This is a genomic window from Lysobacterales bacterium, from assembly GCA_014946745.1.
In the GTDB taxonomy this organism is placed as follows: domain Bacteria; phylum Pseudomonadota; class Gammaproteobacteria; order Xanthomonadales; family Xanthomonadaceae; genus Aquimonas.
Window position 1 is genome coordinate 1,269,563 of record JADCRD010000001.1, and the last position, 20,319, is coordinate 1,289,881.

Here is a 20,319-nt window from a genome sequence, read left to right on the forward strand (position 1 = left end):
TCAGAACCTCAGCTGCGCGCCGACCGTGATGCGGCGCATCTCGCCCGGCGTGACCCAGGTGCGCAGCACTGAGCTGACGTAGTGCTCGCGATCGAACAGGTTGTCGACATCCAGCGAGAGGCTGAAGCGATCGCTGGGCTGCCAGTAGGCGACCAGCTTGGCGGTGCTGTAGGAGGGCAGGCGGAACAGGGCAAGGCCGCTGGCCGCTTCGGCGCGGGTGCGGGTCTCGCCGGCGCGCTCGCCGACATAGGTCACGCCGCCGCCCAGGCCGATGAGGCCGCGGCCGAGGCTGCGCTCATGCACCGCCAGCAGGCTGCCGTTGCGGCGCGGCACGTTGATCAGGGCGCTGCCCACGTCGAGCACGTTGTCGCGGGTGACCTCGGCATCGAGCTGCACCCAGGCGGCGTTGAGTCGCCAGTGTTCGCCGATGCGGCCCGAAGCATCGAACTCGAGGCCGCGGCTGCGCACTTCGCCGGCGGCGATGGAGAAGCCAGCGTTGGCGGGGTCGCCGGTCAGCACATTGCGCTTGTCGATCTGGAAGGCGGTGAGCGTGGCGCCGAAGCCGCCGTCGCGATGCTCCCACTTGGCGCCGGCCTCCAGCGCGTGGCCTGATTCGGGATCGAAGGCGGCGCCGTTGACGTCGCTGCCGGCATTCGGCCGGAACGACTGGCCGACGTTCGCGAACAGGGTGTAGCCCGCGCCGCCGAGCCAGGACAGGCCCAGGCGCGGCACCCATTCGGTCGGATCCTGTTCGCTGCGGCGGCCGTTGCGGCGGTTCTCGAAGTCCTGCTGGAAGCGCTCGCCGCGCACGGCGGCGACGACGCGCCAGCGCTCGCCGAAACTCATCGAATCCTGCAGGTAAAGCGCCGTGCTGCGCTGGCGTTCGAAGGTGTCGGTGTTCGCCAGCGGTGTTGGCCGCGGCTGACCATAGACCGGGTTGAACAGGTCGATGGCATAGGGCGCGGCTGCGCTCGGGTTGATGCGCAGCATCAGCTGGCTCAGCTCGAACTCGTAGCGCTCGACGCCGATCAGCAGCTCGTGTTCGACGGCGTCGCTCTGGAGGCGGCCAACGGCTTCGAGCTGCAGCGCGGTGTCGTCCGATTCGTAGTCGCGGAAGCGACGCTGGCGGCGCAGCGTGCGGCCATCGGCCTCGACCAGGGAGGGCTCGGTCGAGAAGCCTCGTAGCGTGCCGTCCTTCCGCGACAGCGCGCCGCGCAGGTTCCAGGCCTCGTTCATCGCGTGGTCGATGCTCAGCTGGTGTTGGGCGTTCTGCAGGCGCACGCGGCCGTCAGCGGGTTCGCCGTTGAAGCGCTCCACCGGCACGACGCCGAGCTGTCCATTGATGGCCGGCACGCCGCGATCGAGCACGGCTTCATGGCGCAGCCACTGGCCCACATAGTTCAGTTCGGTATCGAGGCCGAGCTTCCAGGTGAACGCAGGGGCGAGCAGCCGACGCTGCTGGTTGACGACATCGCGGAAGCTGTCGCGGTCTTCCACCGCGGCATTGAGTCGCCAGGCGAAGCTCTCGCCCACGGGTGCCGTGCTGTCGAAAGCGGCCCGTCGGAAAGCGTGGCTGCCGCCATACAGTTCGATGGACGAGGCCGGCTGCCACAGCGGCCGCTTGCTGACCACGTTGACCGTGCCGCCGGGCTCGCTGCTGCCGTACAGCGCCGAGGCTGGCCCCTTCAGAAACTCGAAGCGCTCGACGTCGGCGGTGTCGCGCGGGGCATTGAAGCCGCGGTTGGCCGAAAAGCCGTTCAGCAGCAGGGCGCTGCCGGTGTTCTCGTTGCCTGGCAGGCCGCGCAGCGCAAGGTTGTCCCACAGCCCGCCGAAGTTGTTCTGGCGCGAGACGCCGCCGACGTAGTCGACCGTATCGGAAAGGCGCAACGCACCGAGGTCGTCGATGGCCTGACGGGAGAGCACGCGCACCGACTGCGGCAGCTCGCGCAGCGGCAGGGCCGACTTCGCCCCGGCCGCGTCGTCCGCGTAGTAGGTGCCGGAGACGCTGCGCCCGACCACCTCGATGGCATCCAGCCGCTCGGCATCGCTGTCTTCGGACTGCGCAAAGGCGGGTTTGGGCGCTAGTGCGAGCAGCGCCACGGCGATGGCATGGGTCAGCGCGAGAGTCCGGAGCGTGCAGGGGGCGTGGGTGGGCATGGCAGAAAGCGGCTTGGGCGAAGTGAAACACTATAACGTCCCGTGACGCGCCCGCGAAGTAGGCCGAAGGGCAGGGATGTGCTCCCCGCTTGGCAGCCGTCCAGCGCTTTCGAAGCGCGCTCGCAGGCTGTCTGTTGAAGCGCAGCCTGCGAGCTCGGCCATGGAGGGCCGAGTCGACACGGCAAGCGCGTAGGCGATGAATGTGTTGGCAGAAGGTGCGGGCCCGTGCTGGACCGCGGATTCGAAAAACTTCCGGGAAGGCAGCGTTTCGACAAGCCGCTTGAAGGGCACGTCAGCCCTGCCAGTCCTTCAACACCAGCAGCCGCGTTTCGCTCATGTCTTCGATGGCCCAGCGCACGCCCTCGCGGCCGAGGCCGCTGGCCTTGATGCCGCCGTAGGGCATGTTGTCCATGCGGAAACTCGGCACATCGCCGACGACCACGCCGCCGACTTCGAGCCTCTCCCAAGCGCGCAGGGCGCGCTGGATGTCGCGGGTGAAAACGCCCGCCTGCAGGCCGTAGCGCGAGGTGTTGACGCGGGCGATGGCGGCGTCGAAGTCGCTGAAAGGTTCGAGGTAAGCGACTGGCCCGAAGGCTTCCTCGCGGGCCAGCCGACACTCGGCCGGAACGTTCTGCAGCAGGGTTGCCGCGTGCAGATTGCCGCGGCGCTCGCCGCCGGCCAGAACGCGGGCGCCGCCGTCCTTGGCTTCGCGGATCCACGCTTCAATGCGCTCGGCCGCCGCATGGTCGATCAGCGGGCCAATGAAGGTGTCCTCGTCGCGCGGATTGCCCATCTTCAGCTGCTCGACGCGGGTGATCAGCTTCTCGCGCAGGGTCGCGTACAGGCTGTCGTGCACCAGGATGCGCTGCACGCTGATGCAGCTCTGGCCGCTCTGGTAGTAGGCGCCGAACACCAGCCGATCGACCACGTGCTCCAGCGCCACGCCCGGCTCGGCATCGACGATGCAGGCGGCATCGCCGCCGAGTTCGAGTGTGACCTTCTTGCGGCCGGCGCGCGCCTTGAAGTCCCAGCCGATCGCGCCGCCGGTGAACGACAGCAGCGTGAAGCGTTCATCCTCGATCAGCGGTGCGGCGGCCTCGTTGCTGCAGCAGAGAATCGAGAACGCGCCTACTGGCAGGTCGGTCTCGGCCAGGATCTCGCCGAGAATCAGCGCGCCAATCGGCGTGCGCGGCGCCGGCTTCAGCACGAAGGGGCAGCCCGCGGCAATGGCGGGCGCGATCTTGTGCGCCACCAGGTTGAGCGGAAAGTTGAAGGGCGTGATGAAGCTGCAGGGGCCGATGGGCGCCCGCCGGGTGAAGCCGCGGTAGCCGCTGCCGCGGGCCGAGATCTCGAGGTTCAGGGTCTCGCCGCCGATCCGCACGGACTCTTCGGCGGCGATGCGAAAGGTGTCGATCAAACGGCCCACTTCGCCGCGTGCATCCTTGATCGGCTTGCCGGCTTCGATACACAGGGCCAGCGCCAGCTCATCCGCGCGCTCACGGAAGCGGCGCACGCAGTGCTCGAGCACGGCCTGGCGCTGCCAGGGCTTGAACGCGGCCAGCGCTGGCGCCGCTGCATGGGCCGCCGCAATGGCGCGCTCCACGTCCTGCGATGAGGCCAGCGGTACGCGCGCCGCGACCTCGCCGCTGAACTTGTCGAGCACGTCCAGGCCCGCGTTCGGCATCTCGGCGCGACTGCCGATGTACTGCGGATAGTTCGACGTCAGCATGGACGGTCCTCGCTTCGGTGTGCGGCGAGTGTAAGGCCAGGGCGCGGCCGACGTCGCTCGCAGCGCCCGTGCCTGCGCTATGGTTTGCGCCTGTCGATGCCTATGGCGCTGCCCACTCTGCCGTGCTGATCCTGCCCTTGCACCACCCGCTCGACGTTCGCCACCTGCCCTGGGCGACGTTCGGCCTGCTGCTGCTCAACCTGTTCGTGTTCATCGTGCTGCAGTCCGGCGACCCCGAGCGCGAGGCCTACGCCCGTCAGCGCTATGTCGAATCCGGCCTTGCGGCGCTCGAAGTCGAGGCTTGGCTGGCGTCCTCCAGCCAGAATCTGCCGGCGCGCATGCAGGCCCATGTGGAGATGCTGCGCGCAGCGCCAGAGCCCGTGCGCTCCAGTCAGCTCTCGGAGCTGATCGATCTCGATCCGGCCTTCCTGCGTGCCCTGCCGTCCACCGTGTCGGACCCAAGCGCCTGGCGCGCACTGCGCGACGCGCATGAGGCTGAACTTTCGCGCAGCTTCACCTGGCGCTACCAGATCCAGTCCGAGAGCCTCGATCCCGCGCGGCTGCTGGGCTCCGCTTTTCTCCACGGTGGCGTCGGACATCTCCTCGGCAACATGCTGTTCCTGCTGCTGATCGGCATGCTGGTCGAAGGGGCGATCGGCGCGCGTCTCATGGTGCTGCTGTACGGGCTCGGTGCGATCGGCTCCAGCCTCGCAGCGCTGGCATGGAACTGGGGTGAGCCCCATGCGGGGCTCGGGGCGTCCGGCGCCGTGGCGGCGCTCATGGGCGCGTACTGCTGGATCTGGGGCCTGCGGCCGGTGCGCTTCTTCTATTGGTTCTTCGTGGTGTTCGACTACGTGCGCGCGCCGGCGCTGCTGCTGTTTCCTGTGTGGCTGGGCTGGGAAGTCTGGAATCTGCTGATGCATCCCGACGCCGGCATCGGCTTTGACGCGCACGCCGGCGGGCTGTTGACCGGTGCCGCCTTCGGTCTCGCGGTGAGCCGACTGGGTGGGGTGCGTGAGGACTTCATCGAACTCAGCGACAGCAGCTCGCGCGAGCGCGCGAGTGCGCTGCTGGACGCGGCCGAGCAGCAGATCGGACGGCTCGATCTTGCCCAGGCCGAGGCCAGTCTGGATGCGCTGGCGGAAGAGGATGAAGCGCTTGCCGCTTCGCCGCGCGCGCGCATCGCCCGCTATCGCATTGCGCGCTTCGCAGCCCGACTGCCGCAGGCGGGTGCGATCCTGTCCGAGCTGCTGGTGCAGCCCGGGCTGGATCTCGGCAGCCATCTCGGCCTGTTGAAGGAGGCCGCCAGCGGCAGCCCACGGGTGGCTGCGGAGGCGTTCGCCGCAGGCTTCGAGCGCCAGCTGCAGGCCGGTCGCTTCGAGGCCCTGCATGCGCTGCTGCGCGATCTGCCGCTTGACCTGCACAGCGCGCTGCAGCCGCGCCTGTGGTTCAAGCTGGCCTTGGCCGAGCGCCAGGGCGGTGCCAGCGGCGATCCGGGCGGCACCTTGCGCGAGCTGATGAAGCGATTTCCACAGTCGCCCGAGGCCGCCAAGGCCCGTGTGTTGCTGGGCTAGCGCGGGCCGCGTCCAAGGTGTGCGAGTCAGCGCGGACCGGGCCTTGGCGTGACCAGACATCGAGTTCCGCTAACCTCAGCGCATGAGCCGATTCTCCCTGTGCACCGCCGTAAATCCGCCACCGCCGCCGTACAGTACGGGCTCGCGAGACGCATGACGCCCGGTATGCAGGGACGACTGCTGCGCTGGCTGGCTCGCTGGGTCGCGCGCCGGACGCCGTTGCAGCGGCAGTCCCTGGCCCGCCTTCTGGCGCCGCTCGCGGCCAGGCTGGCGGCCAAGCGCGGGCGCATCGCCCGCTCCAACCTCGCCCTGTGTTTCCCCGAGCTGTCGGCCGAGGCGCGCGAGGCCCTGGCCCATCGCGCCCTGGTCACCAATCTCAAGGGCCTGCTGGATGCCTGCGTGGCCTGGTACGCCAACGATCTGCGCCTCGCCGATCTCTATGAGATCGAGGGTCTGGAGCACCTGCAGAGGGCCCTGGCGCAGGGGCGCGGCCTCATTCTGCTGGGGGCGCATTTCCACGGCAGCGAACTGCACATGCGAGCGATCCGCGAGCTCGCGGGCGTGCCGGTACGGCCGATCGTGCGAGCCTTTCGCGATGGCGGCGTGGACGCAGAGATCAACGCGCGTCGCCGCCAGCACCTGGGCGGCGTGCTCGCGCGCAGCGATATGCACGGTTTCTGCGCGGCCGTGCGCCGCGGCGACGCGGTGGTCTACACGCCCGATGTCAACGTGCGGGTTCGCAACACGTTCGCGCCCTTCTTCGGGGTGCAGGCATCGACCCTGGATTCGATGCCCACTCTGCTGCGCCGCGCCGGCGGCGCCATCGTACCGACCTGGGCCCGGCCGCTGCCGGACGGGCGCTATGCGCTGCGCTTCGAAGCCCCGCTGCCGGAGTTTCCCGGGCGCGACGGTGTGGCTGCGGCCGAGCGCTACAACGCCTGGGTCGAGGCGCGGGTGCGTGAGGCGCCGGAGGCTTACGACTGGGGCGTCAAGCGCTTCAAGACGCGGCCACCGGGTGAGCCGGACCTCTACGCCCGGGGGCGCTGAGTGCGGGGCGGACGGGCACAAGATGTCTGCTCGCACCCGCGCGGAGCATGGGCATGCCCCGCGGCCTGCGGTTCTGCCGCTACGCATCGCGCAAGCGTCGCCTGTGGCGCGGCGCTCGCCTGCATCAGCCCAGCGCGGCTGCCAGCTGCGCGCGGCGCTCCTCGTTCTTGGTCTGGCCGTGGACGAACGTCAGCAGCTGCTGCGCCAGGTCGTCGCGGCCATAGCGTTCGCGCAGCGCGCGCGCCGCGCGCAGGGCGGCCTCGGTGCCGACCGCTTCGCGAGCGTGGCTGCGCGCCGTGCCGATCAGGATGTCGGCGGCGAGCTTGTGTTGGCTCAGCTGCTCGGCGCGCTCGGCCAAGCGCAGGCCGTCCGCGCCTTCCATGGGCGCGAAGGCGGAGTCTGCGTCCAGGCACTCGCGGGCCAGCGCCAACGCTTTGCGGTCCTGCTTCTCGACCATCAGCAGATACAGATACTGCCGAGCATGGCGGGCCAGCTCCGCAGCGTCGCCCTCGGCGCGCAGCAGCCGCCGATACAGCTCATGAGCTTCGAGGCTGAGCGCGCGCTCGCGCATCTCCTCGCGCAGCACGGCGAGCGCTCCGGCGCTGTCACCCTCGCGCACGCGGGCGCTGGCCGCGGCGACCAGCTCGGACTCGCGATTGCGCGGCACCTCGGCGGCGTGGACGTGACCGTCGGGCTCGAAACCCAGACGCTCGTGGTACTGGTAGATCAGGTAGCCCATCAGGTGGAAGGTGCCGAACAGGCCCCACAGAAACAGCGCCTGTGCCAGCACCGTGGCGACGATGCCCGGCAGCCAGGCGTCGAGCCAGTCGGCGGCATTCGCCGCGCTGGCCTGGAACACCAGCAGCAGCAGCCAAAGCAGCCCATAGGGCAAGCCGATGCGGCCGATCAAGGCGAACCAGGTGCTGGGATTGAGTGCGTTGGCCAGGCTTTCGTCCATCGCCAGCGCCATCGTGGCCGCGGGCTGGGCGAAGGTGATCACGATCAGTCCGAGCCCGGCGCCGACTGCACCGAAGGCGTAGGCAAGCGGCAGCAGCATGAGCAGCATCAGGATGTTCAGCGCGACAAACTTGAACACCACCGAGTCGGGCGACTCGAGCACGCCGACCTGCGATTCCATGCGGCCGTGGGCGGTGTCGCGCAGCACGCTGAAGGCGTACTTGTAGGCCCACAGCAGCAGGAACAGGTTGATGAAGAAGCCCAGCACCGGCAGCCCGGTCAACAGCTCCGCTGCGCTCAACAGCAGCAGGGTGAATAGCGCATCGCCGCGAAAGGGATAGGTGCTGATCGAGCGCAGGTTCAACCAGAAAGGGGGAATCGAAGACGAACGGGGCGAAGGACGGGACATGCAGGGTTCCGAAGGGTGGCGGAAGTCGAGCGCGCGGCACCTTCATGATGCGCAAGGCACACCGGGGATGCGAGCACAGGGCGCAGACGCGGCCGAGATCGCGGCGTGACGCCGGCCGGAGCCTCCAGGTCGCTCGCGCTCAGAGCACGCGCAGCAGCAGCCACATCGGCACGCCCAGGTAGTGGATCGCGCGCAGGCTCCATTCGATCGCTTGGCGCAGCGGCCACGCGTCGGGGCCGGTCGCGAGCTGCGCGGCAGGTGCAGGTTTCGGCGCCGCGAGGCGCTGGATCGCCAGCGCCGCCAGCGCCGCGACCTCGACGAGTGCGCGCAGTGCTGCTGCGCACAGGCTCAGCCCCAGCACCCACGAGGCCCACCACAGCAGCAGCGCCTTGAACCACGCGCTGAAACCGAACGTGAGCCATTCGCCGAAAGGCCCGCCGAAGGCGATCACCTGGTGCAGATGAAAGGCCACCAGCGCGGGCAGCAGAGGGAACAGGCCCAGCTTGAGCCAGGACGCATCGAGCCAGCGATGTCGGCTGCGCAGGCGCTGTTCGGCCCAGTGCTGAAGCAGGTTTGGTGTGCTGTGGTCCACGGCCGTGGAGGGCGCGCCCGCCTGCAGCAGCGCTGCGATGAAGTCGTGGGACGAGGGCAGGGCGAGGTCGAGACGCTCTCCGGCCTGCGTGCGCAGCTGCAGCCCGGGCGAGGGCAGGGGCAGTCGCCACGTCTCCGCTGCGGCCAGCGCGCTCAGCGGAACTTCGATGCGACGCGCTTCGGATTCGATGCGCAGCAGGCCCTCGCGCAGGAAGGCGCGAGCCGCGAACGCACGCTGCAGGGCCCAGAGCGCGACGATGGGCGCGAGCACGGCAAACCCGAAGTGCTGCAGTGGCCGCAGCGAACCCACCTGCAGCCCGTCGATCGTGAGCATCCGAACGCCCATCCAGACGAGGCCAAGCGCGAGGAGACCCTGTGCCCACCCGATCGAGGCGCGGGCAAAGCGGCTCAGCAGCAGGACCGGCAGGCCATCGCCCGCGAGCAGGTCTGCGATCGGAGCGCGGCGCGCGCGCGGCCAGCGCGTCGCCAGCGTTCGCCACAGCGCATGCACCGCCAGCAGCGCAAGCAACAGCAGAGCCGCGCGACCGACCCAGTCGCCGAGCCGCAGCATCAGCGTCGGCGGCGGATCGTGCGCAGCGATCTCGCCCACCAGCACGGCCGCTTCGCCCATCGCCGTGCGCGCCACGATCTCGCCGCGCGCATCGATCACCGCGCTGATGCCATTGGTGGTGACGCGCAGCTGCGGCAGGCGGGTTTCGATGCTGCGGAAGCTGGCCACCGCCAGATGCAGCTCGGCGCCCTGTGGCCACTGCGTGAACCAGGCGTCGTTCGACAGCCCGAGGATGGCCTGCGCGCCGAGCCGCGCGCCGTCGATGCTGAGCTGCGGATGCACGGCGTCGAGGCAGATCAGCGGCAGCACGTTGACCTCGCGGCCGTCGGCGGCGCGCAGTGGCATCACGCGCGGGCCGTGGCCGGGCTGCCAGGTGCCGGCCCAGGGCAGGGCGCGACGCAGGGCAGCGCCGTCGAGCCAGCCCGGCACGTACTCGGTGAGCGGAAACGGATGCGTCTTGCGGTAGTAGCCCAGCAGGCCGCGCTCCGGGTCGAGAAAGGCGGCGGCGTTGTACTCGCCGGCGCCGTCGACGTCGTAGGTGCCGAACACCAGCGGCACCCGGCGGCTGCGCGCGTAGGCCTCGATCTCGCGGTCCAGCTCCGCGCCGTCGGCGCTTCGCGGATGCCCGAAGGGCGTGGGGTAGACCGTCTCCGACCACAGCAGGGCATCGGCCCGCTGCTCGGCGATGGCCCGGTCCGACAGCGCGTAGTGGGTGTCCAGCACCTTGCGCACGACCGCATAAGCGCCGATCTCGCGGCGCAGATCCTCGTAGTGGGTGATGTTCGACTGCACCATCGCGACCCGCAGCCGCGCTGCGTCTGCCGGGGGATCGAACCCAGCGTCCGACGTGCGCCAGAGGCCGTACAGCGCCAGCGAAAGCGGCAGTGCGAGCGCGAGACCCAGCGGTTTCAGCCAGTGCTTCGCGGGCTGCGAGGCACGTGCGCGGCGCAGCGCCTCGATGACGGCCGCGTTGACCAGCAGCAGCAGGAAGCTGAGCCCCGCGGCACCCCACAGGTCCGCCGACTGCCGCAGCAGCGACGCGGGCTGCAGGCCATGACCCAGGGTGTCGCCCAGCAGCTTGGGCAGCAGGGCCTCACTCGCGACCCAGGCGGAGGCCGCCGCGAGGACGGCCACCATCGGACCGTAACGGCGGGCAACAAGATGTCCCGTCAAGGCATAGGCCACACACTGCGGCTGCAGCAGCGGCCCGCACAGCGCCAGCACCGTCAACGCCAGCGGCAGCGGCCAGCCCGTGTAGCTGGCGACCGCGGGCGCGAACCAGTGCAGGGCGGCGAGCACGTAGCCGACCGACATCGCCGCCCCCAGCAGCAGCGCGTGGCCGACATTCGATGCGCGCTGCAGCGCCCACAGCCAGGGCACCAGCAGCACGAAGCCCAAGGGCCAGGCGAGACCGCCCCGCGCATACAGGCCCAGCAGCAGCGCGCTCAGGGCGATGGCCGCCAGCAGTGACGCGGCGGTTCTCGCTCGCGATCCGGGGCTCAGCACAGCGTGCGCACCGCGGCGCTCTGCCCGTCGCGTCGCTGCGTTCGCGTGCCGGCGCGCGCTGGCGTGAGCCGCAGCTTTCGGCGCCGCTGCCGCCAGAGGCACAGCGAGAACGTTCGCCGCTGCGCGCGGCGTTCAGGGCCGGTCACGCGCTCAACCCTGGGGCGGTTGGGGCAAGGGCAGGGGATGGATCGGCATGCCGGGCGGGGCCATCTCCGGCGGCACCAGACGATCACCCGGCAGCGGTCGGCCGTTGCCATCCCGCCAGTCATGGTCGGGCGAGAACATCAGCACCGGCGGCAGCATCTCGCCGGCATCGGTGACCTGGTAGTGGCGCACATAGCCCGGCGGCAGCACGAAGTCATCGGGCACCACGATGCCCGGCATCAGCGGCACCGTGCCCGGCGGGTTGAAGGCCCCCAGACCTTCGCGGATGCCGGCCTCGTGCAGCGCGCGGATCACTTCGGCGCCGGTGGGCTCGGGGTCACCCGGGCGGATATAGGCGGCGAGGTCATTCGGATCGAGGCTGGGCAGAACGGTGTCGTCGACGGGCGCCAGCGGCGCCGGGGCGTGGACGCGCGGCGCAGCGGCAGGCTCGGCGGCGGCAGGCGTCGCAACAGGCATCGCCGCGTCAGGTGTGGCAGGGGCATGCAGCACCTGTGGGGCTGCGGATGTGTCGCCGGCGGAGATCTCTGCCGTCTGTCGCGTGGCGTCGAGCAGCAGCCACAGCGGCCCCGCGGCGATCGCCGCAACGGCCAGCAGCAGCCACCCGAGCTGCCTGCGCTTGGCGCGGGCATCGCGGGCGACAGACACGCGCAGCCCGCCCCTTGAGGCGGGCTGCGGTGTGCTCGACGGCGGCTGCGGAGACGGCATGGGCCTTGGGTTAACTCGGCCGCGCCTCAGGGCGCGACCGGGTTGTACTGCGACAGGCCCCAGCCCATGCGCTCATGGCCCAGCTGGTTCCAGATCGGGCTGCGGCCGCCGCTGAAGCTCGTGTAGCGCGCCGCGCCGGTGCCGGTGCTGCCGCCCCACAGGCCGGCGCTGACGGTGCCGCCGGTGAAGGTGGGATGCACGTCGTCCGACTGGATGTAGTCGAAGCTGGTGCTGGCCGACACGAAGTGCGTGTTCGCATCGCGCAGGGTCGGACGCAGGCTGCCGGTGATGCGGGCGACGTAGGCGGCCTCGCTCTCGCCGGGCACGTAGCGCAGCGCGTCCGAATCGACCCGGCCGTCGCCGTTGCTGTCGTAGTCCGCGCCCATGTACTGGGCGAAGCTGTCATTGCACTGGAAGCCCTTCTGGCGTGCGTACTCGCACATCCAGTAGTTCATCGTCACCAGTGCCGGCAGGAAGCGGTCGCGCAGATTTACGGTGGCGCCGGTGTTGGGGTCGCGGCAGCTGCTCTGCACGTTGTCGGCGTTGAAGCCGGGGTAGTACAGGTTGCTAATCACCTTGAGCCGGGTGTTGGGATGGGCGTTGGTGTTGATGTAGTCCATCGCCGCGGCCACGTAGGTCTTGCACTGGTTCACGGCATTGGTCAGGCCGCTGTAGTTGCAGGTGCCGGTCTGCGACTTGAAGGCAGAGCGCGCCTGCAGGCCGTCGTTGCCGCACATCTCGAAGGTCACCACGCGGGTCGAGGCCGCCTGCATGAAGCTGCGCTCGGCCACGATCTTGTTCTGGTAGACGTCGGAGGCAATCGCGCCGGACTTGGTGCGGCGGATGTTCTCGATGTCCGCGTTCCACTGCGCCGCAAGGTACTCGGACTGAACGGTCGGAGCCGCATAGCGCGCTGCATTGCTGACCGAGCCGTTGTAGCCCGCGTAGATCGAATCGCCGTAGGCGACCACGCGATACTTGGCGGTGGTGCCGGCGCGGTCGACCGTCCAGCTGACGTTCTGGTTCAGGGTGCTGCCGAAGGCGCTGGCGCTGAGCGCAGCCAGCCCCAACGCGGGCAGGCCGGTGCGGACAAGGCCGCGGAGTCGCTTGTGCATGATGTTCCCCTCGATGTTGTGGTGTGCGACGCAGGGCTGCTCGCCCCGCTTGTGTTCACTCGACCAACAATGGCCTGGCGCCTGTTGCAGGCGTTCCCCCCAAGGCCGGGCCGTACGCTAGCGTCGGGTTGCGAACAGCGTCAACGAGATTCCATGACGCAGCGCACAGCGTTCCGGTCTGCGCACCGCGTGCTGCGCTGCGGTCTGTTTTGCGCTGCCGCAAACCGGCCGGCGATGCGCAGTAGAGACCTTGAGGATTGCGGGAACATGGCGCTGGGGTGACTGCTTCGCGCTGCAACATCCGCGCGCCGGTCGTGCTGCAGCAGAAAATCAGAGGGCGCGCTGCGATTGCCGTGCAATCCAACCCGTCCGCGCGGCGAGTGCGCGCGTCAAGCCGTTCGGGCGTCGCCTGAAAACCGGAACTTCGACGCGGCTGCACGCTCACGTCGCGGTCTTGCATCGGCGCTCAGCAGGGTCGAAACGCGGGGTGCCCGCAGCGCAGGGCAGAGACTCGCCCCGGGGCAGGCTCGCGTGTCGCCGCTGCGCGAGACGCTGCAGCGCCCAAAGCAGGCTCGGCCGAGCGGCAGACGCCAAACTCGGCCGAGCGGGGTGTTCAAGTCATGAAGCGGCTGGGCCTGCACGGCCTCGTCAGCCACCAAGGCGGTGCACTGCTTTTCAGCAGCTCGGCTTGCCAGCTGCTTGGCCTTTCAGACGCTTGGCTTGTCAGAAGCTCGTCTTCCCGGACACTCGTGCGGCTCAGAAGCGCCAGCCGAGCGAGAGACCGTAGACCAGCGGATCCACCTCCACGGTGCCGACGCGGGTGCTGTTCACCGACACGCTGGCGTCGATGTCCACCCAGCGCACTTCGCCGACCAGGTGCAAGGTGTCGGTGATCTCGGTGACGAAGCCTGCCTGCGCCGCCGCGCCCACCGAGTTGCCGATCTTGAGGCGGGTCCCGGCAATCGGCCCGGTCTCGCGCTGGTCGAAGGTCCAGGTGTAGTTGAGGCCCGCGCCGATGAAGGGGCGGAAGCCGCCGGCCTCGCCCAGGTAGTACTGCAGGCTGAGCGTCGGCGGCAGGTGCTTGAAGTCCGCCGCCTTGGCGCCGTTCAAGCGCACTTCGTGGTCGAAGGGCAGGGCGGCGAGCAGTTCAAGCGCCCAGCGATCGTTGAGGAAGCGGCCGACCGCGAGCGTCGGGCGGAAGTCGCTGCCGATGCTCGCCTGCAGCGTGCCACCGGCCAAGCTGCCGTTGTTGGACTTCGGATCCACGTTGTGGACGCCGGCGCGCACGAACCAGGCGTCATCGGCGACCGCGCTGCCGGCGGTGGCAAGCAGACCGAGCATCAGAGCAGGCTTCAGGAAATGCATGTGGACCTCATGAGGGAGAGAGTGTTGGCCTCGTGGATGCCGCGGGATCTCGCGGCAGCGAAGCGTGGCCGCGATCGATTCGGTGTGAGCGCGGTGCGCGCATTTCGCGCTGCCGCCAGTGATGCGTGAGTTCGCGCGGGATGAACCGCGGGACCGGCGCGGATTAAGTCTTGATGACAGACGCATGACGCCCCGGACGGCCTTGCGCGCCTGCACCGTGGCGTTCCCGCGAGGCCGCGTGGATGCGCCGTCGCGCCGATGCCGCGGGCGAAGGCTTAAGCGCCCGCTCAGAAGACGTACTGCAGGCGCAGCCCAAGCTGGCCGGCGCGGTCGTCGATGCGCCGATCCTCGCCGCGGACCCAGTTCAGCATGAGTCGCAGCTCGTCAGTGACGTAACGATTGAGGCCCAGCACGAGGCGGCGCGCTTCGATGGAGTCGCTGTCGCGCAGCAGGATGCGATCGACCCGCGCCACGGCCTCCCAGCGGCCGCTGCCGATGTCCTGCATGTCGCCGAACAGCCCTTCGTCAAGCTCGTATTCGCGGCCGCTGCCGCCGAACACCCAGCCCGCCTGCAGGTAGGCCGCGTCCAGCTCGCCTTCGGACAGCGGGCCGGCCACCGAGGCGCGCGCCCATTCGGACTGCCAGTGGAAGGCGCCCAGTCGACCGGCGAATTCAAGGCCCGCGCTGCGCACGTCAAAGTCGCTGCCCTGCGCGCTCTTGAAGATCAGCGCCGAGGGCCCGCGACGCCCGGCAAAGGCGGCGCCGATGTCCACCGATGGCGTGTTGCGGCCGCCGCGCTCCTGGCTGCCCCAGAGGCCGAAGTGCAGCACCCGCGTGTCCTCGCGCAGCGGTGCCCAGGTGGCGCGCGCGGCCGCGCCCCAGCCCTCGTTGCGGGCGGTGTCGTCCTCGAGCAGGCTGAACACCGACAGGCCGAGCGAGCCTGCACGCAGCGGGGTGAGCACGCCGACGCCCTGCTGCCACTGGCGATCGGCGAACAGGCCGGCGGCGCTGGTGTAGCCGCGCTCCATCACGCTGAGATCGTTCGAGCTGCCGAGCTCTTCCATCGAGCGATGCGGTTTGAACTGGCCGAGGGTGAGGGTGGAACCACCGAGCGCGCGCTCGAGGTAGACGTCGCGCAGATCGACCGCGTCGCCGGACAGCTCGACCTGCAGACGATAGCTCCAGCCGGCCGCTTCGCCGTCGAAGTTGACCCGGGCCCGTCGGAACTCGCCGCCGCCAGTGGCTGCGCGAGCGCCTTCGTTGTGGGCATAGACGTCGTAGTGCAGACGACCGCCGATGCCGAAACTGCGGCCCACCGTGTCATCGGCGATATCGAGGCCGGGGCCTGCTTCCACCTCGGCGACGGTCTCCGCATCGGCCGTCGCGCGGGCCGTCGCGGCGTCTGCGAGGGTCTGCGCTGGGCGGCTGCTGCTCTCGGCGCTGCGTGCCTCCAGTTCCTCCAGTCGAGTCTGCAGGCGCGCAAGCTCGGCGCGCAGGGCCGCGACTTCGTTGGCCAGCGCGGGGTCGGACGCAGCCGCGCACGCAAAAGGCAAGGAGAGGCCGCTCAGGCCGAGACTCAGAGCAAGCGGAAGCGCCCGACGGGCGGGCACGCGAGAGACTTGAGCCATGAAGCGCTCCTGGGTGTTGGTGGACTAGGGCGGGGTCTCAGCCCGAAGCGGCGTCGGGCTGCGGTGGATCCAGTCGATAGCCAAGCCCACGCACGGTGGTGATGCGCGAGGTCTGGCCGGGGCTGTCGAGCTTGCTGCGCAGACGGCGGATGTAGACATCGACGACGTTGGTCAGCGGGTCGGAATCGATGCCCCAGACGTTGGACAGAATGCGCTCGCGGCTGAACAGTCGCCCGGGCGCGCTCATCAGCAGCTCCAGCAGGGCGAGCTCCTTCGCGGTCAGCGGCAGCTCGACGCCGTCGCGGCGGACTTCCATGCGGCGGCGGTCGAACACGAGGTCGCCCACGACCAGCTCGGCGGCGCGCTCGACCCACTGCGGCGGTCGACGCAGCAGCGCTTCGACGCGGGCCAGCAGTTCGTCGAAGGCGAACGGCTTGGTCAGGTAGTCGTCTGCGCCGCAGCGCAGACCAGCGACGCGCTCCTGCACGCTGCCCATCGCGGTCAGCATCAGCACAGGCAGGGCCAGACATTCAGCGCGAATCTGTTGGCACAGCTCCATGCCGGACTGGCCGGGCAGCATCACGTCGAACAGAGCGAGCTCAAAGCCGCCGCGCCGCAGCAGGGGCAGGGCGTCCTCGGCGCTGCCGACTGCGGTGGGCGTATAGCCCTCGGCGCGCAGACCGCGCAGCAGGAAGTCGGCGACGCGGGTGTCGTCCTCGACGATCAGCAGGGTCTTGCTCATGCGTTGCCTTCGGCCGGGCTGATAGGGAGCGCAATGCTCGCACGCAGACCGCCGCCCTCACGATTGAACAGCTCGATACTGCCGGCCAGACCCTGCACGATGCGCAGCGCGATGGCGAGGCCCAGGCCTTGGCCTAGCGGCGCGTGCTGCACACCCGCGGCGCCGCGGTAGTTCGGTTCGAAGGCGCGCTCCAGCTCGGCCGAGCTCATGCCGGGGCCCTCGTCGTCGATGTTGATCAGCCAGTGCTCGCTGTCGGAGGCGATCTCGACCCTCACCCGCGCGCCGCCCGGCGAGTAGCGCAGCGCGTTGTCAAGCAGAATCACCAAGGCCTGCTGCAGCCGCTCGCGGTCGGCATCCACGCAGCAGTCGGCCTGCGCCGTGCGGGTGTCGAACTCCAGCCGCAGATCGCGATGTTCCGCCACCGCCTGCATCTGTTGGACCGCGGCATCGACGATGTCGTGCAGTCGCTCCGTGCGGATATTCAGCGCGTACTCGAGCGGGCCGCCTTTCGCCGCGTCGAGCAGATCTTGAATGCGCCCACCCAGCTCGCTGGTGGCGTCGATGATGCGCGCGAGCGCTTCGCTCTGCGCTTCCCGGTCGCCACGATTGCGCAGTGCGACCTCGGCCTCGCCGCGGATCACCGTGGCGGGCGTGCGCAGCTCATGGCTCAACTCGGCGAAGAACTGTCGCCGACGGGCCTCGATACCGAGCAGCGTTTCGTAGGCGTGGCTCAGTGCGCGGGTGCGCTCGGCCACCAGCTCATCCAGCTGCTGCTGCAGCTGCTGGCTGCGCGACTGTGCGGCTGCCAAACGCTCGGCCATCGAGTCGAGCAGGGAGCCGATGCGCGCGAACTCGTCGCGACCGCTGACCCGGCTGCGCGCGCTGAAATCACCCGCCGCCAGCGCCGAGCTGAGTCGGGTGAGGTCGGCGAAGGGGCGATCCAGGCGGCGTACGAAATAGGCCACCAGAACGAAGGCCAGGGCACAGACGCTGAACGCCAGCAGCAGCTCGTACTGGCGGACGCGCGCCAGGGCCTTCGAGAGCTCGGCCGAGGCTTCCAGGCTTGCGCTCTCGTGGCGGTTGACCGCCTCGCGTAGCAGCATGCGCATGTCGCGGCCCGCCAGCTCGTCAAAAGCGAGCAGCGTTCTTCGCCACTGTTCTGCCGGCGTCAGTTCAGCGCCAGGCAGCTCGGCGGCCTGGATGGCCGCGTCCATCGTGGCGATGTTGAGCGCCACGGTCTCGACCTCGCGGCGCTCCATGACGCGGGTCTCGGCGGGCGCCGCTTCCGCCAGCTCACGCAGGGCTTCGAGGCTTGAGAGCATCGACTCCATCAGCGCATCGCGAACGTCAGGCGCGGGGTCGTTGGCCAGCATGCGCTGGGCGAACCACACCTTCAGGCGCTGTTTGTTGCCCGAAATTTCGAGGTACTCCGCCAGCATGCGCGTGGCGTTGACGCTGCGCTCGGCGTGGTGGGCGGCCGTGGAGGCCGCCCACCAGGCGAACACCGATTGCGCCAGCGCCAGCAGGGCGAGGGCAGAAAACGCGATGGCGAGCCGGGTGCGGATCATGAGCAAGTCAGTCTGTCAGCGCCCGGCCCGCAAGGGGCTCGGAGCAGGTGGAGGGTTCCAGCGCAAGACGATCGCGCAGAACCCTCACACAGTCATCAGGACCCCGAGAAGGGCAGCGAGCTGTGGTGAACCACGATGCGCAGTGCGCCCTGATCGTCCTTCTTGAAGGTCCAGGTCTTGTCGACGGTGGTGGTGGTGCCGTCCTTGTTGGTGATCGACACGTTGCCCATGGTGGTGGCGACGTCACCGTTGATGTGGATGGCGGCATTCTCGGCGCGGCAGGCCGTCCAACCCTTCAGCGCGAAGCCAGTGTCGTTCGGGAAGTTGCTGTCGCCGCCGACGAAGTAGGCCAGAGCACCTTCGCGGGTGGTGCGGAAGGTCTGCGGCGCTACCGTCAGGGTCGGCTTGAACAGCACCGGGCCCAGGTTGTAGCCGTAGGCAGCGTCCAGAACCTGGCCAGCGAGCGTCTTGGCAGCGGCCGCACCCTGCTCCTCGCCGGTCTTGCTGATCGACACCAGAGCGTTGCACCACGCGGTCTGCGCGGCCAGCACTTCGGCCTCGGTCACGTTGGCGTTGTAGACGGGGGCCTTGGCCGACACGCTGGCAGCCAGGGACAGAGCGATCAAGGCGAAGCTGGAACGGAACATGTAGAACCTCTGGGGATAGGGGGCAAGGCTGCCCCGGTGCGGCGACATTTAAGTCGGAAGGCGATGACGCGCGCGTCCGCCGGGCATGAATCAAGCACGCGCCTTGCATTACAGAAGCATGAAAACGGCAGGCGGGCGTAGGCCTCGAAGCGGCAGCACGGGCCCCTTCCTCGCGCCCTTCGAGCGCAGGCGCTCTGCGCCGATGCGAGCTTGACGCCGTTGGGCCGAGGCTGGCGATCAGCACGGACCGGGAGATCGAGCGAAGCCAGCGAGCGCCGTCACTCGCCCTGTTCAGGGGAGGCGAATCGCGGCAGCCTTGTCCGCACTCTCCATGCGTCGAACCCATGAGCACGGCCCCACGCCCTTGCTACGCCCTGCGCCCGATCGCCCTGCATGAGCAGGAGCTCGCCTACACGCTCACGCGCGAAGCCATGCGCAGCTACGTCGAGCAGACCTGGGGGCCGTGGAACGAGGCCGAGCAGCGCCAACGCCACGCCCAGAGCTTTAACCCCGGCGAACAGGACTTCATCCTCCAGTGCGGCCAAGTGCAGGGTCTGCGCGCCCTGCGCTGGCGCCCCACCGATCTGTTCCTGGCTCGCCTTTACCTGTGCCCGCAGGCGCAGGGCAAAGGCCTGGGCAGCGCAGTGCTTGTCGACCTTCTGGGCCAAGCCCGCGCCCTGGGGCGCGGCGTCGAACTGCAGGTGCTCAAGGTGAATGCGCGCGCCCAGCGCTTCTACGCCCGCCACGGCTTCGAGCGAGTTGGCGAGCGAGAGGCGTATTGGCTGATGCGGGCGTGTTGAACTCAAAGCGGTCCCCGCCCAGGCATGCCCAGGACGCGCAGTCTCTAAGGCCTGCGCGGGCAACACCGCCAGGCCAGCCACAACCGCCGATACCGGCTTGAACCTCAACGCCATCGGTGCCAGCATCCCCCAGCCGTCGAGAACGCGAAACGCCGATAGATTAGGCCGACTGATTAAGCCGACGTGATCGGTGTGGCGATTGACCCAACCGATTGAATTGCAGACTGAATTTCTTGCGCCCGGCCACGAAGCTCCAGGTTATTCGGCGGTGTTGTCGTGACGGTTTCCGTCTAATCTTGCTTGGCTTTAAGAAGATGACGACCGAGATTCGCGAATTTCGACGGATGATTGACGCGGCAAAGCGCTACTTGGCACAGGAATGCTCAATTCAGGAGCTCTATGGTCGCGTCGGGGACGTGGCTACCGCTTCGAAGTTCTTGGGAGGGCATCCCGCGCTAGTTCAAATCGCGGACGACTGGAGTGCCGTCATCGACCGTCGATGGAACGAATGCGGGCATGTTCCCGATCCGCTGTCAGAAGCCAAATTCCGGTCCTGGCTTGCGCAGCAGATTTCGCTGCTCTAGCCTGAGGCCCAACTGCCAGGTCCCTGACGATCACGCACCTGCTTAGTTAAGAGTTCCGGGAGGGTGCTTTGCCAGCGCTTCAGCGCCTGAGCCGGAGTGTGCTGGTTCAGTGCCTTCTGCGGCACGTGGTGGTTGTAGAGCCAGACGTAACGGTCGAGGGTCTGCCCCAAACCCACGCCTGACTCGAAGCGGTTGGTGTTGAGCACGTGCGAGATCCGGTCGTTGAAGCGCTCGACCATCCCGTTCGTTTGAGGGCTCTTCGGCCGCGTCAGGCGGTGCTCGATACCAAGAGTCGTGCAGAGGGCGTCGAATTTGTGGGTGCCGCTCGCGCTCGACGTTCCGAGCTCTGGAATCGGCCAAGGTCAGCTCGAAGACATCACTTGGCGAAGTCTACGGCGACACGCGCGGCAGACGAAGCGGTCGCATTGTTCGGGGCGATGGCGATAGCATGCATGGCGG

16 protein-coding genes are annotated in these 20,319 nt (G+C 69.0%); 4 read left to right on the top strand and 12 right to left on the bottom strand.

Going from position 1 to position 20,319, the window contains the following annotated elements:
- Positions 1–2,157, bottom strand: coding sequence for a TonB-dependent receptor (locus H4O13_05100; protein MBE5314764.1), 2,157 nt, complete (start codon positions 2,155–2,157; stop codon positions 1–3).
- A gap of 292 nt (positions 2,158–2,449) precedes the next feature.
- Complete coding sequence (locus H4O13_05105) at positions 2,450–3,886, bottom strand: aldehyde dehydrogenase family protein (GenBank protein ID MBE5314765.1); 1,437 nt, start codon at positions 3,884–3,886, stop codon at positions 2,450–2,452.
- Between the two features lie 68 nt (positions 3,887–3,954).
- On the opposite strand from H4O13_05105, the gene H4O13_05110 reads away from it, so the two are divergent.
- Positions 3,955–5,460 carry a rhomboid family intramembrane serine protease gene (locus tag H4O13_05110; protein ID MBE5314766.1) on the top strand — a complete coding sequence of 502 codons (1,506 nt, stop codon included), beginning with the start codon at positions 3,955–3,957 and terminating at the stop codon, positions 5,458–5,460.
- A 165-nt stretch (positions 5,461–5,625) separates the two neighbouring features.
- Positions 5,626–6,507: a lipid A biosynthesis lauroyl acyltransferase gene (locus tag H4O13_05115; protein ID MBE5314767.1), complete on the top strand. Its 882-nt coding sequence runs from the start codon at positions 5,626–5,628 to the stop codon at positions 6,505–6,507.
- Between the two features lie 124 nt (positions 6,508–6,631).
- Here H4O13_05115 and H4O13_05120 read toward each other — a convergent pair whose 3' ends face one another.
- The 9 genes from H4O13_05120 to H4O13_05160 form a co-directional block, all read right to left on the bottom strand.
- Entirely contained in the window at positions 6,632–7,873 is a 1,242-nt protein-coding gene (locus tag H4O13_05120; protein ID MBE5314768.1) for a hypothetical protein, read from the bottom strand.
- Positions 7,874–8,012: 139 nt separating this feature from the next.
- Positions 8,013–10,502: an apolipoprotein N-acyltransferase gene (lnt, locus tag H4O13_05125; protein ID MBE5314769.1), complete on the bottom strand. Its 2,490-nt coding sequence runs from the start codon at positions 10,500–10,502 to the stop codon at positions 8,013–8,015.
- 189 nt (positions 10,503–10,691) lie between these two features.
- Positions 10,692–11,351 carry a hypothetical protein gene (locus H4O13_05130; GenBank protein ID MBE5314770.1) on the bottom strand — a complete coding sequence of 220 codons (660 nt, stop codon included), beginning with the start codon at positions 11,349–11,351 and terminating at the stop codon, positions 10,692–10,694.
- 86 nt (positions 11,352–11,437) lie between these two features.
- Complete coding sequence (locus H4O13_05135; protein ID MBE5314771.1) at positions 11,438–12,526, bottom strand: SGNH/GDSL hydrolase family protein; 1,089 nt, start codon at positions 12,524–12,526, stop codon at positions 11,438–11,440.
- A 756-nt stretch (positions 12,527–13,282) separates the two neighbouring features.
- Positions 13,283–13,891, bottom strand: a complete 609-nt coding sequence (locus H4O13_05140) for an OmpW family protein (protein ID MBE5314772.1) — start codon at positions 13,889–13,891, stop codon at positions 13,283–13,285.
- A gap of 287 nt (positions 13,892–14,178) precedes the next feature.
- Positions 14,179–15,519, bottom strand: coding sequence for a hypothetical protein (locus tag H4O13_05145; GenBank protein ID MBE5314773.1), 1,341 nt, complete (start codon positions 15,517–15,519; stop codon positions 14,179–14,181).
- Positions 15,520–15,556: 37 nt separating this feature from the next.
- Positions 15,557–16,261, bottom strand: a complete 705-nt coding sequence (locus H4O13_05150) for a response regulator transcription factor (GenBank protein MBE5314774.1) — start codon at positions 16,259–16,261, stop codon at positions 15,557–15,559.
- Positions 16,258–17,829 carry a HAMP domain-containing histidine kinase gene (locus tag H4O13_05155; protein ID MBE5314775.1) on the bottom strand — a complete coding sequence of 524 codons (1,572 nt, stop codon included), beginning with the start codon at positions 17,827–17,829 and terminating at the stop codon, positions 16,258–16,260. Before H4O13_05155 ends, H4O13_05150 begins: the two co-directional genes overlap by 4 nt.
- Before the next feature lie 95 nt (positions 17,830–17,924).
- Entirely contained in the window at positions 17,925–18,476 is a 552-nt protein-coding gene (locus H4O13_05160) for a hypothetical protein (GenBank protein ID MBE5314776.1), read from the bottom strand.
- Between the two features lie 344 nt (positions 18,477–18,820).
- Between H4O13_05160 and H4O13_05165 the strand changes: the two genes are divergently transcribed.
- Together H4O13_05165 and H4O13_05170 are read left to right on the top strand one after the other, a co-directional pair.
- Positions 18,821–19,276 carry a GNAT family N-acetyltransferase gene (locus H4O13_05165; GenBank protein ID MBE5314777.1) on the top strand — a complete coding sequence of 152 codons (456 nt, stop codon included), beginning with the start codon at positions 18,821–18,823 and terminating at the stop codon, positions 19,274–19,276.
- A gap of 314 nt (positions 19,277–19,590) precedes the next feature.
- Positions 19,591–19,860, top strand: coding sequence for a hypothetical protein (locus H4O13_05170; GenBank protein MBE5314778.1), 270 nt, complete (start codon positions 19,591–19,593; stop codon positions 19,858–19,860).
- Here H4O13_05170 and H4O13_05175 read toward each other — a convergent pair.
- A complete protein-coding gene (locus H4O13_05175) occupies positions 19,857–20,213 on the bottom strand; it encodes a transposase (GenBank protein ID MBE5314779.1) in 357 nt (118 codons plus the stop codon). The genes H4O13_05170 and H4O13_05175 overlap by 4 nt on opposite strands.
- Positions 20,214–20,319: the final 106 nt, after the last annotated feature.